Raw genomic sequence first — 15,629 nt, 5'->3', positions numbered from 1 at the left:
AAATCTGCTTATGGTATTTAAATTTTTATCCTTTGCTTTCTTATTATGTAATATCAATGTTTTCTCTCTCTACGCGCAGCAAGGTCCACAAATCAGTGGCTTTGTGCGAACAGGCGAATCCGGTGAAGCTTTCCCCGGAGCGACTATCCAGGTAAAAGGAACCAGCATCGGCACGATTTCCGATACAAATGGTGCATTCAAAATCAATGTTCCGGCCTCAGCCACCACGCTGATTATTTCGGCTATCGGCATGCAAACTAGGGAAGAGCTGATTGCAGGAAGGAATGAGATCAATGTTTCACTTACTGCCAATTCCGAAGAACTAAATGAAGTAATTATCACAGCCCTGGGCTTGAAAGGCGAGCGTGATAAATTCGCCTCGTCGGTTTCCACGCTGGAAGGCAGGGCCGTCGCCCGGAGCGGCGAAACCAGCCTGCTTACCGGACTCAGCGGAAAAGCTTCCGGCGTACTCATCACCCGTAACGGCGGCGACCCTGGTGCAGGCGCGTACATTCAGATACGCGGCCAAAATACGATCAACGGTAATGCCCAGCCCCTTTTTATTGTAGATGGCGTGCCCGTGAGCAATGCCAGCGACAATGCCGGAACAGCTGCCAACAATGGAATTATCCAGCAGTCGCGGATCAACGACATTAATCCCGAGGATATTGAGCGGATGGAAGTTCTGAAAGGTGCTTCCGCGGCCGCTTTATGGGGTACCCGCGCCGCCAACGGTGTGATTGTGATCACCACCAAAAAAGGTCAGAATACGAATGGAAAAGTCAATATTACCTTCAAATCGACGGTATCTTTTGACCGCGTCAACAAAATGCCTGCATTGCAGCGCACGTACGGGCAGGGTTCGGGCGGACTTTACCAGCAGGGCAACCGAAACAGTTTCGGCGATCTGATCTCGGACAGGTCGGGCGGACAGGATACGTATATTAATGACCCGTCATCGGCCGGTTATCAGGGTGTGGTAGTTTTTCCGGATGGTACAAGCCGCTATGCGATAGCGCCGGGTACGTCAGCAAATCCGCACGGCGGCAAGAATGACCAAAGTACGTATGATCACACCAAGGACGTATTTCAAACAGGTCACTTCACTGATAATAGTCTCAATATCAGTGGCGGAGATAATAAGTCCAATTTCATGGTCAGCTATTCTAATTTAAATCAGGATGGCGTGATCAAAGCTTTCAGCAATTATAAAAGGAATACGGCGCGGGTAAATGCAGGAAGTCAGCTTACACCCTGGCTGCGGGCATCCGCTAATGTGGGTTATACCAAAGTGCAGTCGTCGCGGGTGCAGGAGGGAGATAATGTGGACGGGATCATGCTGGGAAGTTTGCGTACGCCGCCTGATTTTGACAATAATCAATCCACCGGAACCTTCACCAATCCGGCCGGACAGGTTTTTAACGATGCCCACGTTTCTTACCGAAATCCGCTGGGGAAGGATCTGAGCACCATTTATTCAAACCCGCTCTGGAACATTGGAAACAACAAAAACACCAGCGATGTAGACCGGCTGATCGGCACGCTGCAACTGGATCTTTCGCCGGTCTCGTGGCTGAACATTACCGGCCGCACAGGCGTAGATAATTTTACCGATAACCGTTTGGAGCGTTTTGCAAGGAATTCCGCGCTTTACGCGAATGGTTTTTTATCCAAAAACTGGGTTTCGGAAAGACAGTTTAATACGGACGTGTTCGCCAACGCCAATACCACATTCAATAACAATTTCAGCGGGTCGCTGCTCGTAGGTGTAAATTACAACAGCCGCCGGCGGGCCACACTTTCCGGCGCTATCAGCAACCTGATCGTGCCCACCGCGCCTGATATTTTGACCAATGCGCAGAATACCAATCTCACGGCCAACAATTACAACTCGCTGATCCGGACCTACGCCTATTATGCGCAGGCCGAGTTACAGGCTTACGACATGTTTTTCCTGACCTTGACGGGCCGGAGCGAAAGTGCATCCACTTTTGGCTCTAAAACCAAAAACACGTTCTTTTTCCCTTCCGCCGCATTGGCCTGGCAGTTCTCGAAACTGGATATGCTGGCAAAAAATGACATTCTAAGTTTTGGTAAATTACGCCTTACCTGGGGGCAAGTCGGTATCCAGCCGCAGCCCTACCAGAACTTTACAACATTTGCCCCGGCGTCTTACAGCGACGCTTTCACACGTGGGCTGAACTCGGCCAGCGCATTATATGGCGGCGGGTATGTACGCAGCACCACGGCGGGCAATGATTACCTGCGTCCCGAGCGCAAGACGGAATCTGAGATCGGCGTGGATCTTCGCTTTTTAAATGATAAAATCACCTTTTCGGCCACAGCTTACAGCAACCACACCAAAGATGTCATCCTCGCATTGAATGTACCAAGCGCGACCGGCTACACGATCCGCAATGTAAACGCGGCCGAGCTTTCGAACAAAGGGCTCGAACTCGACGCCGCCGCAGAGGTATTTGCCAAAGGGGATTTCAAGTGGAATTTGTCCGCCAACTTTTCATTAAACCGCAGCAATGTGGTTTCGCTGGCAGGCGCTTCGGTTTATATTTTGCCGGATAGTTATATGCAGAATTCTTCGCTGATCCCTGGTCAGTCTTTTGGGATTTTTTATTCCACTGATTTCCTGAAAAATGAGTCAGGAAATTACGCCCTGGACGCCAATGGTTTTCCGCAGGGCGGCACGCAGAATGAGATTATCGGCAACCCCAATCCCAAATGGCGGGGCGGACTGGGAAGTACGTTTTCTTTCAAAAACTTGTCGCTTTTTGTCTTGTTTGACCGCATTGCCGGAAACGATTTCTTCAACGGAACGCGTGGTTCACTGTACAATTTCGGCACGCACGCTGACCAGGGACATACCGTGGTAGCGCCTGCCGGCGGATTGAAAGATGTAAATGGCAATGTGATTCCGGAAGGGACTGCTTTTCAGGGACAAATCAAAGATTTCGGCGCCGGGCCTGTGGCGATTAACCAGGCCTGGTGGCAGGGCCGCGGGACAGCTTCTACTTCCGCTTCCTACAAGCAGTTTGTGGAGGATGCGAGCGCCACGCGGTTGCGGGAAATCACACTTTCATATAGTTTGAAGAGTGCCGCATTCCGCCGCTTTACACATCTATCCAATGTTGATTTCAGCATTACCGGGCGCAATCTGGTACTCTGGACCAAATACACCGGCACCGATCCGGAGGTCAATATTTCAGGTGCAGGCTTGTCGCGGGGGCAGGATTGGTTTACAAATCCAAATACAAAGTCGATCCTTTTCAGTGTGCGGGTGATGTACTAACAGTTTTTGCCAGACTTAAAAAGACACGCTGAGACAGACATTTAAAACATAAACATGAAAAAGATATTTATAATAAAAACAGGGATTCTGCTGCTGATACTGCAATTTCTCACAAGCTGCGAGCAGAGTTTCGACCAGCCCGACATTCAGAATAATCCCAATGCGGTGACGGATGTGACGGTGCAAACGCTGCTGGCGGGTACGATGCTGGGCGTATCCATGCTGCATGAAGATACCGACGTCCGCATTGCATCCATGTGGGCGGGCGAGCTGGCCGGGCTGTCGCGGGCACACCAGGGTTTTGGTCAGTACATTGTTTCATCCCAAAGTTTCAGCTGGAATATCCTGTATCCAGTCGCCAGCCAGGCAAGGCTAATTCAGGTAAAAGCAGATGCCGTGGGCGACAAATGGACCAAAGGGGTAGGGCAGGTGCTGGAAGCATTGGTGATTGCAAAGGCCACTGCGCTGTACGGTGATGTGCCTTACAGCCAGGCATTTGACGAAAATACCTATCCGACGCCGGTTTTCGACAAACAAGCCGATGTGTACCAGGCGCTGCAACTCACGCTGGACAATGCGATCCAGAACCTTTCCGCACCGGTAGGACTGGCATTTGCGCAGCAGGATTTTTTGTACAAAGGTGACGTTGCCAAATGGAAAGCAGCCGCCAATACATTAAAAGCGAGGTTATACCTGCATACGGCTGATTATAGCAATGCGATCGCCAGCGCAGCCAAAGGGATCCAAAGTCAGTCCGGCGACATGCTGATCCCGCACGGCACCAGTCTCGCGGTTGATCAAAACCAGAATTACGATTTTTTCCGCGTAAACCGGGCAGGGGATACTGGCTTTGACGGCGCCTATCTGCCCAAACTCATGCAATCGCGCATCGGCTCTGCCAATAGTAAAACCGACGAAACCGCGCTGTATAATCATTATTTCAAAACTGGAATTGTTGCGCCTGGCAGCCTCGACCCTAATACCACCGACGGAGCATTCATGGCCAACTCGTCACATCCGATCCTAACTTATTACGAAAATGCGCTGATCATCGCCGAGGCACAGGCACGCAAAAATGTGCCAAATGAAGCGCTGGTGGCATTAAACGCGGTTAGGGCGGGACTTTCGGGAGGTTACCTGAACGGAGCCACACTGTCCACAGCCGGCCGGAAATACGAACCATATACTTTGGCTGACTTTTCAGCAACCGGACTCGCAAACCCTACGAAGGCTTCCACTGTCCAGCAGGCGATGCTCTACGAAATCATCGCCCAGCGCTACATCATTTTTCTGATGCAGTATGAAGCATTCAATGATTATCGTCGCCTGGCAAAAGCGGTCCCGGTAGTACAGCTGCCGATCCCGCTTTACGTTGGGAGTCGCAGGCCGCAGCGTTTTATTTATCCCCAAAATGAAATTTCGACGAACCCAAATGTGCCTGCGCCGCTGCCGGACCAGTTTACGAATGTATCTTTATTTTAAATGAGGCGTCCATCGATTCATATGCTATGAGCAAATCCCGAATTCCTGCACTGGCTGAAAATACAAACCTGCGGTACGCCAACTTTATCGCACTGTATTTTGCGGAAGGCCTGCACATGGGTATGCTCTTTGTGGGCATTCCGGCCTGGCTGGCGATGCAGGGCAAAACACCAACCGAAATTGGTGCGTTTGCCATAGCCTGCTCGCTGCCGTGGACATTCAAATTTGTGGCCGCGCCACTCATGGACCGATACGCTTATTTGCCGATGGGCAGAAAAAGGCCATGGGTGATTGGTGCGCAGCTGGGCCTGACGGCCAGTTTTTTAGCATTGTCCCTCGTGCCCGATCCGCTTTCAAACCTGGATTTGCTGAATATAGCCGCTTTCCTGGCATCATTTTGCGGCGCCTTGCAGGATGCCGCCACCGATGGCATGGCCGTGGATGTGCTGGAAGATCACCAGCAGGCGCGGGCCAACGGTTTTATGGGTGGGGCGAGGATGATCGGAAGCTCACTGGCGCTCGCAGTCGGGAGCTGGATATTGAATGTGCACGGTTTTACGACGTCGATTCTGGTGATTTCAGCCATGATAGGCTTGATGACAATCGTACCGATTTTGCTTAGGGAACAACCGGAAGAGAAACTGCTGCCCTGGACTGCCGGAAATGCTTCGATGAAAACCCGGACCATGCAGGTAACCGATTGGTCGACCATCCTGAAATCCCTTTACAGCCTCTTCCGGCTCCGGGATTCTATACTCGTAGCGGCGCTGATGTTTGTTTCCATGGGCGCCTATAATTATTTCGAAACCTTGCTGCCGCTGTTTGCCGTGAAAATCACCGGTTTGACCAACACATGGTATTCGCAGGCATTTGCCACAGCTGACTTGACCGGCGGCATTGCTGGTTTGCTGATCGGGGGCTATCTGATCGAAAAGTTTGGAAAAAAGCGCATGGTCGGCCTGTACTTTTTCCTAATCATGCTGATTACGAGTGTATTGATTTTATCGAAAAACCTGTGGGCGAACAGTACATTCCTTTACGGATTTATCATTGCCTACCGCTGGCTGAATGCATTTGCCAAAATCGGGGTGTACGCCATCGCAATGCAGTGTTGTTCCAAAAAAGTATCCGCCAGCCAGTTTACTTTTTATATGACTCTCGGCTCGCTCGGCTCCATGGCCGGCGCAACATTAATAGGTCCGATGAAGGAAAATTTCAGCTGGGACATCACATTTTTCCTGTTTATCATCCTGCTCACCCTCGGATGGCTGATCATGTATTTTATTGACGTCCAAAGATTAACAAGCAAAATCGCAACATTCGAAGAACTGGACGAATCAATTTTGCCGAGTGGGGTAGGTGTGTGATTGGCATAAAATCCCGTCACGGTAGTGACGGGACTATTACAAATAACATGAAACTCGAATTCCGCTACTAATCTACCCGGCCTACCTCTTTTTTGAGGTTATACCATTTCTGCACGTCGCCTTCTTCGGCGTCGGTGTAGTTCTGGGCCAGGTATTCGATAAAGTCGAACTTGGTCTGATCAGAATCGAGGAATAATTTATCCAGGACGCCCTCGGCGCTGATGAAGTACTGGTAACCGTCGTTGGTTACTTCTTTATGTGTGTAAAAAGCGCCCGACTGTTCGAAATTGGTAACCGAATCGTAGAGGTTATATACTTCCTCGTCGGTTTTCACACTTACCATATCCAGCCACTCCTGAAATTCTGTGATATTAGCCATTGTAGTTTGTTGCTTTGATTTGAAATAAGCGTTAGTAAAAATGCGTACCACCGGCTGGGTGCCGGGGTATGTGATCATACCCTCGGCCCCGTTTTATTGACCCCCTCTGCTTGGGGATCAACCGGCGTTTCAGTTACTTTTTCAAAAGAAGCATGCTTTTCCGTGAGCAACGAAGCTGTTACTTCAAACAAACCCATGATCAGGTGCGGCAGAAATACTTCCTGCGAAAACCCCAGCAGCCAGGGTGAGGCCGCCAGGAATGCCCCTGAGATAATGTCGACCGTTAGATGAGCTTTCATCGGGATGCTGCGTACCATGCCGCCTTCATAATTGGTAAAAAGCGACATCATTAAGGCCATAAAGCCGATCGTGATGGGCGTCCAGGTGGCCGGTACCGATTCATTAAAATTGAAAATCCAGGGCGAAGCCATGAAAATAATGCCTGCGATATAATCGATTCTCGCGTGCACCCGGGTGCTGATAATGTTCATGATCAGTTTGGTTAGTGATGAATGGATTTAGCCCCGCTGACGTCCTTTGATACAAACCACCGCGACCAGCGCGATAGCCGCACCAAGCGCTACTTTCCGGGCCAGGCCCACTTTGTTGTATTTCAACTCTGCCTTTCCGCCGAGCTCGCTGAAAATATCAGGGACATGTCCTTTTTTGAAATCGTCCTGGATACCTCCGATCATATTTACACGGTCGGCGACAAGCAGCAGAAGCCAGTGCCGGATCATGGATTCGCTGTACCGGAATGCAAAGCGGCGGATAGCGCCACTGAGGCCGGAAGGTGGATTGGGCGTACCAAAAACGGCCGAAACCGTGGGACGCTCGTTGGAATGCAGGATCTCCACCCTTTCAGGTTGCTGGGCAGGTCTTTCCCAGATCATCCCTTTGTTGTCGTTTTCTGTTCTCCTTTTAATAGGGTATTGTGGTACGTCGAGCGGGTCGGCGTCTATTCCCCAGCCGGGAATGTGGCTGTAATCTTCCAGTATCTTTTTCATGATTTTATAAATTAGCCCCGGCGGGGGTGATTAAGATGGGTTTGATACAATTGTCGAGTTTCGCAGAAAAAATATGGTAGGCATCCGACACTTCTTCCAGCGGCACACGGTGCGTAATGATCTGTTTCGGGTCCATCCGGCCTTCCCGGATATGCTCGATCAACCGTGGCAACAGCCTCTTCACGGAAGCCTGGTTGGCCCGGATCGTGATGCCTTTGTTCACTACATTTCCGATCGGTATCAGGTTGCCGGTTGGGCCGTAAACGCCTACAATAGAGACGATTCCGCCTTTTTTAACCGAGTTGATCGCCCAGTGCAAAGCCGTAGCCGAACCTGCCTGTAACATTAATTTTCTACCCGTAATGGTTTGCATGGCATCGCCGGCAGCCTCGCAGCCCACCGCGTCAATGCACACATCCGCACCCATCCAGTCGGTGGTTTTTTTGAGAAATAAAACCGGATCTTCCAGCGATCGGAAATTGTACACCTCGCATTGTGCAAAATTTTTGACAAATTCCAGCCGGTATTCCAGGTGATCAATCACGATCACACGCCCCGCGCCAAAAAGCCAGGCCGACTTCGCCGCCATAATCCCCACCGGTCCGGCGCCAAATACCACCACGGTATCGCCGGGTTTAATGCCCCCCATTTCGGCAGCCTGGTATCCTGTGGGCACGACGTCGGTCAGGAGTACCGCATTGTCGTGATCCAGGTCATCCGGGATTACCATCGGGCCAATGTCCGCGTAGGGTACCCGCACGTATTCCGCCTGGCCGCCGTCGAAGCCACCGGCCGTGTGGGAGTACCCGAAAATACCGCCGACCGCAGTGGCTTCTGAGTTGGATTCGTGACAGTTACCAAAGAGCTGTTGCTCGCAGAAAGAACATTTGCCGCAGGCGATATTAAAAGGGACCAGCACGGTATCACCCACTTTCAGGTTCCGCACATCTTCCCCGATCTCTTCGACGATCCCGATAAATTCATGACCGAAAGTAGTACCGATCCGGGTGTCGGGTACCATGCCATGGTATAAGTGTAAGTCGGAGCCGCAAATGCAGGAGCGCGTCACTTTGACGATCGCATCACCGGAATGTTCGATTTGCGGAAGGGGTTTGTTTTTGTCGGCCCTTACTCTGTACGGGCCGCGGTAATTCATTGCTAACATAATTTTCGTTTGTTTAAGCTGAATAAAGAATGGCCGCGCTTTGTAAAAAATTATTCCAACACCAAATGCGCCTGTCGGCTGTGTTTCCGGTCGGATAACCTGCTGGTACAGTTTTATACGTGCGCCGGACTTTTACTACTAATTGTCCGCAACCATGGAAGAGCAGAGAGAAAGCAATCAGAAAAATTATTTCCCGGTGGCCGATGGCGTCTGGGGATTGAAAGACATTTTTGTCAATGTATATTTTATTTCAACCGGCGAAGGCTGGGTGTTGGTGGATGCAGGTCTGAAATCGGCTTATGAAAAAATAAAGGTAGCTGCGGCCGACCTCTTCGGGGAAGACACACCGCCGCTGGGGATCTTACTTACCCATGGCCATTTTGACCATACCGCCTCTTTAGAAAATCTTTTGCAGGATTGGAATGTGCCCGTTTATGCCCATCACCTGGAATTGCCTTATCTCACCGGAAAGTCAATATACCCGCCTGCGGATTCTTCGGTAGGTGGCGGGTTAATGTCGGCGCTGGCCGATTTTTATCCCAATGAACCACTCGACCTGAGCGGCACCGTGAAATCCTTGCCTTTCAGTCTGGAAATACCAATACTTCCTGAGTGGCATTACATCCATACCCCGGGACATTCACCCGGACACATTAGTTTATGGCGCGAAAAAGACAAGGTTTTGATTGTCGGAGATGCATTTGTTACCACCAAGCAGGAGTCTGCATTGTCTACCATGATGCAGATTAAAGTGCTTTCCGGCCCGCCGAAGTACTTCACCTGCAACTGGGAGCAGGCCCGGCATTCGGTTGAACAGCTGGCCGGCCTGAAACCGGAGATCGTGGCAACTGGCCACGGCAAACCCATGCGCGGCGCTGAAATGCAGCAAAACCTGATGCGCCTGGCAGCCAATTTCGACAAAATGTGCATACCGGCACATGGACGCTACGTACCGGAGCCGGCCGTCACAAATGAGTACGGCATTGTATCATTGCCACCCAAAACGCCCGGCATGCCCGAGCGGATTGCCCTCGGCGCCGGACTGGTAGCATTGGCCGGCCTGGGCTATGCCATCGGCAACAACCTGGCGTGGAAGCGCAAGCTGCTTTCAAGCAGGTAATCCAAACATACCATCCACAAATTTAAAATAATGAGCAAAGTCCAGATCGGTTATCATGCATCACACGAGCAGTTCAAGCCGAGTGAATTAATAAAATATGTAAAACAGGCGCAGCAGGCGGGATTTTCCGCAGCGCTCAATTCAGACCATTTTTATCCGTGGGGAGAGGAGCAGGGGGAAAGTGGCTTTGCGTGGAGCTGGCTCGGGGCAGCTATGCAGGCCACTGACCTGCATTATGGCATCGTCAATGCGCCGGGCCAGCGCTATCATCCCGCTATCATTGCACAGGCCGTGGCAACCCTTTGCGAAATGTTTCCCCGCCGTTTCTGGATTGCGGTGGGGAGCGGGCAGTTTTTGAATGAACACATTACCGCTGAAAAGTGGCCGTCAAAAGCCGACCGTAACCAGCGGCTAAAAGAATGTGTGGACATTATGCGTGCGCTTTGGGCCGGCGAGACCATCACCCACGATGGCCTGGTGCAGGTATACGATGCCAAGCTTTACACATTGCCCGGCTACACGCCGGAAGTGGTTGGCGCTGCATTAACAGAAAAAACAGCTAGGTGGGTCGGCAGCTGGGCGGATTCGATGATCACCACCTCGCGACCGCCGGAAGAGCTGAAAAAAATGGTCGATGCTTTCAGGGAAGGTGGCGGCGAGGGGAAACCGGTGTATCTCAAAGTACAGCTCTCTTATGATACAACCATGGAAAAGGCTGTGGAAGGTGCTCACCAGCAGTGGCGGAACAATGTTTTCGCTTCGTCGCTGCTCTCGGATATTCGGTCACCGGCCGGGTTTGATGCCGCGGGAGCGCTGGTGCGGCCTGAGGATATGCATACGGCCGTCCGGATTTCGGATAGTGCGGAGCAACATTTGGAATGGTTGTCGGCAGATGTTGAGGCGGGCGTTTCGCAGCTTTATCTCCACAATGTCAACCTCAACCAAACTAATTTCATAGAGGTTTTTGGAGAAAAAGTAATTCCCAGGTTTGGTATTTAAGCCTGGGAATTACTTTCTATTTACAGCCTCACAATCTGGCGGCCGGGAGCTCATTCATATTATACCAGGCCTCGGTACTCCAAAGATTTGCACCGGTTTGGCTCAGGACAGATTTTCTGTTTAAATGAATGTAAACCACGTGTTTCGCTTTCATACCAGCGAGTTGCAGGGTTACTTTCCTGCGATCGGAAGAAACTTTTACCGATTTTACCGACAAGTTTTCAGGATCCATTTTCGGGCCGCCATATTCGCCGGTGGGTTTAAACCACCATTGACGGATATCATAATCGGAAGCAGTTTCACCGGTACCTTCTTTTAAAGGTTCGGTAAATTCAATTTCAACGCCGTCGGATTTCGCGCGCACAGCCAGCATTTCAAATGCGGTTTTATCATTGAATGTCAGCTTTTGCAGTCCATAACCCAACTTGCCGGAATGTCCCCAGTTACCGGTAGAACCCACGCCGCCAATGTATAGCGAACCGTCGGGGCCCCACACGAGTCGGTTCACACCGGCTTCCAAACCCTGGGTAAACCGAAACACCGCGCCCTGGTACACCCCATTGACTTTTTCAGCAAAAACACGCTTGATACCACCATGCGTCACATCGCCGTGGATCATCTGGTTCTGGTAAGGGCCAACATTCAGCTTGGCTGGCTGGCTCGGCGAGTTACCGATCTCATCCTGGGTCAGCCACACTACTGGCGGCGCTTCTTTTTTGTTGGCAGTACCTTCAAAATCCACGGAACGTGAACCGTACCAGGCGCCTTCCTGCAAATGAATGATCTTGTTCGCAGGCAGCCAGTCACCCTGGTTATCAGCGATGAAAATTTCATTGTCGACACCCAGACCTATACCATTTGGCGTCCGGAGACCGGAGGCAACAAATGTAAATGAGCCGTCTTTTTTAGAAATCTTAATCGCTTTTCCGCGGTCGGGTATCTGCGGCTTGGTACTCGCGCCACCCGGGTTGATCGCCGTGGCCAGTGTCCCGTAAAAATAGCCGTCTTTGTACACAAGCCCGAATGCAAATTCATGGAAGTTGGCAGACACTTTCCAGCCGTTGCAGACGGTCTGGTACTCGTCGATGATTTCATCTTTATTCAGGTCTACCAGCTTGGTCAGTTCCTGTTTTTGCATGATGTAGATCTCATCGTCCACCACCTTCAAACCCAGCGGCTCGGCCAATCCGTACGCGATGCGTTTCACCAGAATATCATTGGGTGTCGCAGCTTTACGGCCATCCACAATGTACACAGATCCCAATGAATCCCAGGTACTTACCACCATTCTGCCGTCGGCGAGGAAATCCATGCCGCCTACTCTCGGCTGAAAATTGTCCGGCCGCGCCTGGGCCAGTGTAAAGCTCGGATGCACCGCCACCAGCGGCGACTGGTCACCCGGAACTTCGTCTTTTTTTACATCAACCGGCGTCTGTCCCGTCTTTTTAATGTCGGCACCTTTATAGGTGAAAACCGACGGCGGCACCACCGTAAATTCCTTGCTGCCATAAGGCCGCCATTGCAGTGAAAGCCCTTTACCAAACGAACCCTGGTAGTATTCCACCCTGAACGGATGCTTGCCCGCTTTCAAAATCACCTCGCCGTCGGTAGGCTGCAGGCCGTGGTTTACACCATTATCGGTCACCAGTTTGTTATCGATAAACAGCTTGCCGCCGTCGTCACATACCAGCCGGAAGACAATGTTGGTTGTCTTTTTAATGTTGATATACCCACTGGCGAAAATTGCGAAATTGTCTCTCAGATCACCAAAGTCCGGATCGTCCAGGTGCAGGGCGTTGATGGAGCCCGATTTTACCGGCAGCATTTCATCATTGATCTCGGGCACACTGCCGATGCCGCTGGCAAACTGATAAATGTTTATCGCAATACCAGGCTTTTCGCCGCTTAAGTTTCCCGTTGTGGGAGGCGCCTGCGCCAGGTTTAAAGATTTGATCGCGATCGGGTAGGCGGGTTTGGGCATCAACTTGCTGGCCGCCTGCGCCCTTTCCTTCTCCGCATCCAGGTTCAGAATGTAGGATACCATCGTTTCTGCATCCTCTTTCTTTAAATCCGGGTGTGGCGACATCGCAATTTGGCCCCAGTTGCCAGCGCCGCCGGTGATCACTTTGGCAACCAGCTTGTTTTTGTTTTCCTCATTGTTTTCGTAGCGCTCCGCGATCGCCTTGTAAGCCGGGCCCACGGTTTTGACATCCTGATTATGACAAGTGTTACAGTCGCTTTTTGCAAACAGTCCCGCGATCATATCCGCCCGGCTTTCCTGCGCCGCAGCCTGTGCCTGCTCCGGTTTTTTAGTCAGGTTTACCGAGAAGTTGGTTTTACCATTATTGAGGACCAGCTTTCCATCAATCGCTTTAAAAGTTTGATTTCCGATTGTCTCCGCCTTTTGTGAAGTAACCGAAAACTTGCCGTCAGTTTTCAAATCACTTTCAGCTAACATGGAATTCAAATGCACATTCAGGGCTACGGCTGCTCCGGCAGGCACATTGGAAACATTAAAAATGCGTTCAAAACCAGTCTTGCCATTTCCTGCATCAAAAAACTCCGGTTGCTCCTCGATCACGATTTTCTTGCCCTGGTAATCGAGCTCGTATTTCAATGTTACCCGATTGTCCAGGATCTTGTGGCCTTTGTAACTGATTTCTGGCGTCACTTGCTGGCCGTCCGCCTCGATCCGCCACGGATTTTCGTCAGGCTCCTGCATGTAGGTAATGCCCTGAGATACAGGCTGCGGGCCGTGTGAAGAAGTATACACCGGACCCCCGAAATTGATCCGGCCGTTCCAGGCTTTGTACAGGGAAGCCGTCTTGGTATTGTAGGCGATCCAGAGGTTTTCGTTCAAGGCAATGCTCAGGATCCTGGGCTTGGCATCGAGCACCGACCGCAGCACCCAGGCTTCGCGCGGACGTTCTGCCGTCGCTGCAATTTGATGACTTACCGCTTTCGGGCTGATAAAAGTTGTGGCTGAGCCAAGTACCGCAAACAATGTTGCGGCACCCAGCACAGCCATGGGCTTGTGAAATTTCATTTAAAAATAATTTTAGTAACCTGGATTTTGCTTCAATTGTGGTGAAGCATTCAATACATTCTGGCCGATCGGGAAAATTTCGGTGTGGTTGTCCGCATCCGGTTTTTTATCCCACCACGTACCGGAGTTGAACACGCCCCAGCGGATGAGGTCCGTTCTTCTTCTGCCTTCCGCCAGGAACTCCCGCATCCATTCGTCCAGCATTTCCTGGTCGGTCAGCTGGCTGCCGTCAGCTTTGTATAAGCTCGCCGAGCCGGCTGGGTAGTTGCGTTTACGAACTGCATTCAGCAATGTTGCGGCCGCGGCTTTGTTTCCGGCGCGGTACCGGCATTCGGCCAAAGCATAAAAAATTTCCGCAAAACGTACTTCCGCGTAAGCCGAGGAAATCTTGTTCGGATCATCGCTTGGGTAGTAAGGGTATTTCACCGGGTAAAGGCCCGAGTTGTTATCGGCATTGTTCATGGTCGAAACCTTGTCGGCAATCTTTGTTCCCGGTTTTGCATCTAGGAACCGGCCAACCTGGTCACGCAGGAATAAGGCATAAGGACCTTTGAAACCGCGTACCGAATCCACTTTGCCAGCTGGGTTAATGTAAGGCAAATAGCCATAGAGGAACATTCCTTCGCGCTTGCTGCCGCCCAGGTTTTTGTATTTTTTCAAACGGACATCATCCTTGTATTTCTGGAATTTGATAAAAGGCTTGCCCAAGGCAAAGTTGTATTCCACACTATCCACATCACGGCCCGGCTGCATGGCGTATTTCGGGTTGGCATTACCAAAATCCGTGAATCCAAAATAGCTTGGCGCCATGTTTGGCAGCATCCAGAAATACATACCGCCGTCATATTGCCAGTGCGTTTGCGCAAAGCTGCCCGGAAAGCCAAACATCGTCTCCTTCGAAGTCGGGTTAGTGTAATCGAATGGTGCATCCCAGCGGCTTTCCAGTGCATAAGCACCATATTTCCCGTCGATGATTTCCTGCGCCAATGTTGCGCAATCGGCAAAACGGTCTGTTCCGGTGTACACTTTCGCATTCAGGTACAGGCGCACCAGCAAGGCAGCCGCGCCGCCCTGGGTCCAGCGTCCCACTGCATTATCCCCCAATGTTGTATTGGTAGAAAGTTTCGGCAGCGCTTCTTTCAATTCCTGCTCGATGAAGCTGAATGCTTCCTGCGGAGTGGCTTGCGCGCCGCCTTCGGTCTGGCCTTTTACTTTGGTCACAATCACAATGTTGCGGTAAAAATCCAGCAAACGCAGGTTCAGCCAGGCACGCAGTACTTTCAGCTCGGCGATCATGCCGTCGAGCTCCTCACGCGACATCTCGAATTTGGAAGGATCGGTAATCCCCTGCAAATCTTCCAGCGAGTTGGTCGCCAATGTTACCCCGCCGTAAAGGGCATTCCAGGCGTCGCTGGTGTAGCTGTCCTGGGGTGTCCATGTGTGGTAATGCACGCGTTGGTACTGCCCGCCGTCAAACCAGTCACCCTGGCGGTTGACGGTCATCATTTCGTCGGAGCTGTTTTCCTGTAACATAAATGTGCTTCCGCCCTGGATACTCCAGTAGCTGTGCTCAAATGCCCGCAGAAAGTCGCGCGTCACGTCGTCGCGGGTTTGCAGGAAGTTTCCGGAGGTGATCCGGTCGTATAAAACCTCGTCCAGGTTGGTGCAGCCCGCCGTCACCGAAAGCAGTGCACAGGCAGCAAACCTTGTGATATATTTTGAAATCTGGGTCCTTTTCATTTTTGGCAATTAGTAATTTC

At 51.2% G+C, this 15,629-nt stretch carries 11 protein-coding genes; 5 read left to right on the top strand and 6 right to left on the bottom strand.

What is annotated here, in order from left to right:
* The first annotated feature begins 10 nt into the window (after nucleotides 1-10).
* From FEN17_RS10445 to FEN17_RS10435, 3 genes are read left to right on the top strand one after another with little or no spacing between them, the layout of a single operon-like run.
* Nucleotides 11-3,304: a SusC/RagA family TonB-linked outer membrane protein gene (locus FEN17_RS10445; protein ID WP_138365182.1), complete on the top strand. Its 3,294-nt coding sequence runs from the start codon at nucleotides 11-13 to the stop codon at nucleotides 3,302-3,304.
* Between the two features lie 54 nt (nucleotides 3,305-3,358).
* On the top strand, nucleotides 3,359-4,786 hold the full coding sequence (locus FEN17_RS10440) for a SusD/RagB family nutrient-binding outer membrane lipoprotein (RefSeq protein WP_138365181.1): 1,428 nt from the start codon (nucleotides 3,359-3,361) through the stop codon (nucleotides 4,784-4,786).
* Nucleotides 4,787-4,812: 26 nt separating this feature from the next.
* Nucleotides 4,813-6,153 carry an MFS transporter gene (locus FEN17_RS10435; protein ID WP_138365180.1) on the top strand — a complete coding sequence of 447 codons (1,341 nt, stop codon included), beginning with the start codon at nucleotides 4,813-4,815 and terminating at the stop codon, nucleotides 6,151-6,153.
* Between the two features lie 67 nt (nucleotides 6,154-6,220).
* Here FEN17_RS10435 and FEN17_RS10430 read toward each other — a convergent pair whose 3' ends face one another.
* The 4 genes from FEN17_RS10430 to FEN17_RS10415 form a co-directional block, all read right to left on the bottom strand.
* Nucleotides 6,221-6,532, bottom strand: a complete 312-nt coding sequence (locus FEN17_RS10430) for a hypothetical protein (RefSeq protein ID WP_138365179.1) — start codon at nucleotides 6,530-6,532, stop codon at nucleotides 6,221-6,223.
* Nucleotides 6,533-6,606: 74 nt separating this feature from the next.
* The gene (locus tag FEN17_RS10425; protein ID WP_138365178.1) at nucleotides 6,607-7,023 is read right to left on the bottom strand and encodes an SPW repeat domain-containing protein; all 417 of its coding nucleotides are present in this window, start codon (nucleotides 7,021-7,023) and stop codon (nucleotides 6,607-6,609) included.
* A 27-nt stretch (nucleotides 7,024-7,050) separates the two neighbouring features.
* Nucleotides 7,051-7,539: a hypothetical protein gene (locus tag FEN17_RS10420; protein WP_138365177.1), complete on the bottom strand. Its 489-nt coding sequence runs from the start codon at nucleotides 7,537-7,539 to the stop codon at nucleotides 7,051-7,053.
* A gap of 4 nt (nucleotides 7,540-7,543) precedes the next feature.
* Complete coding sequence (locus tag FEN17_RS10415; RefSeq protein ID WP_138365176.1) at nucleotides 7,544-8,704, bottom strand: zinc-dependent alcohol dehydrogenase; 1,161 nt, start codon at nucleotides 8,702-8,704, stop codon at nucleotides 7,544-7,546.
* A 154-nt stretch (nucleotides 8,705-8,858) separates the two neighbouring features.
* Here FEN17_RS10415 and FEN17_RS10410 point away from each other — a divergent pair, with 154 nt between their 5' ends.
* Nucleotides 8,859-9,824, top strand: coding sequence for an MBL fold metallo-hydrolase (locus tag FEN17_RS10410; protein ID WP_138365175.1), 966 nt, complete (start codon nucleotides 8,859-8,861; stop codon nucleotides 9,822-9,824).
* A gap of 30 nt (nucleotides 9,825-9,854) precedes the next feature.
* Nucleotides 9,855-10,823, top strand: coding sequence for a TIGR03885 family FMN-dependent LLM class oxidoreductase (locus FEN17_RS10405; RefSeq protein WP_138365174.1), 969 nt, complete (start codon nucleotides 9,855-9,857; stop codon nucleotides 10,821-10,823).
* A gap of 28 nt (nucleotides 10,824-10,851) precedes the next feature.
* On the opposite strand, the gene FEN17_RS10400 is transcribed toward FEN17_RS10405, so the two are convergent.
* Both FEN17_RS10400 and FEN17_RS10395 read right to left on the bottom strand, forming a co-directional pair.
* Entirely contained in the window at nucleotides 10,852-13,869 is a 3,018-nt protein-coding gene (locus FEN17_RS10400; RefSeq protein WP_138365173.1) for a PA14 domain-containing protein, read from the bottom strand.
* Nucleotides 13,870-13,881: 12 nt separating this feature from the next.
* Nucleotides 13,882-15,609, bottom strand: a complete 1,728-nt coding sequence (locus FEN17_RS10395; RefSeq protein WP_138365172.1) for a RagB/SusD family nutrient uptake outer membrane protein — start codon at nucleotides 15,607-15,609, stop codon at nucleotides 13,882-13,884.
* Nucleotides 15,610-15,629: the final 20 nt, after the last annotated feature.

The organism is Dyadobacter luticola, from assembly GCF_005860805.1.
Classification (GTDB): Bacteria; Bacteroidota; Bacteroidia; order Cytophagales; family Spirosomataceae; genus Dyadobacter; species Dyadobacter luticola.
The sequence above is the reverse complement of the archived record's forward strand: the minus strand, read 5'-3'. Positions and strand labels throughout refer to the sequence as shown.

Coding starts and splice junctions, on each gene's coding strand:
- FEN17_RS10405 (WP_138365174.1), top strand. CDS start 9,855: ATGAGCAAAGTCCAGATCGGTTATCATGCATCACACGAGCAGTTCAAG.
- FEN17_RS10425 (WP_138365178.1), bottom strand. CDS start 7,023: ATGAACATTATCAGCACCCGGGTGCACGCGAGAATCGATTATATCGCA.
- FEN17_RS10410 (WP_138365175.1), top strand. CDS start 8,859: ATGGAAGAGCAGAGAGAAAGCAATCAGAAAAATTATTTCCCGGTGGCC.
- FEN17_RS10420 (WP_138365177.1), bottom strand. CDS start 7,539: ATGAAAAAGATACTGGAAGATTACAGCCACATTCCCGGCTGGGGAATA.
- FEN17_RS10445 (WP_138365182.1), top strand. CDS start 11: ATGGTATTTAAATTTTTATCCTTTGCTTTCTTATTATGTAATATCAAT.
- FEN17_RS10400 (WP_138365173.1), bottom strand. CDS start 13,869: ATGAAATTTCACAAGCCCATGGCTGTGCTGGGTGCCGCAACATTGTTT.
- FEN17_RS10440 (WP_138365181.1), top strand. CDS start 3,359: ATGAAAAAGATATTTATAATAAAAACAGGGATTCTGCTGCTGATACTG.
- FEN17_RS10430 (WP_138365179.1), bottom strand. CDS start 6,532: ATGGCTAATATCACAGAATTTCAGGAGTGGCTGGATATGGTAAGTGTG.
- FEN17_RS10415 (WP_138365176.1), bottom strand. CDS start 8,704: ATGTTAGCAATGAATTACCGCGGCCCGTACAGAGTAAGGGCCGACAAA.
- FEN17_RS10395 (WP_138365172.1), bottom strand. CDS start 15,609: ATGAAAAGGACCCAGATTTCAAAATATATCACAAGGTTTGCTGCCTGT.
- FEN17_RS10435 (WP_138365180.1), top strand. CDS start 4,813: ATGAGCAAATCCCGAATTCCTGCACTGGCTGAAAATACAAACCTGCGG.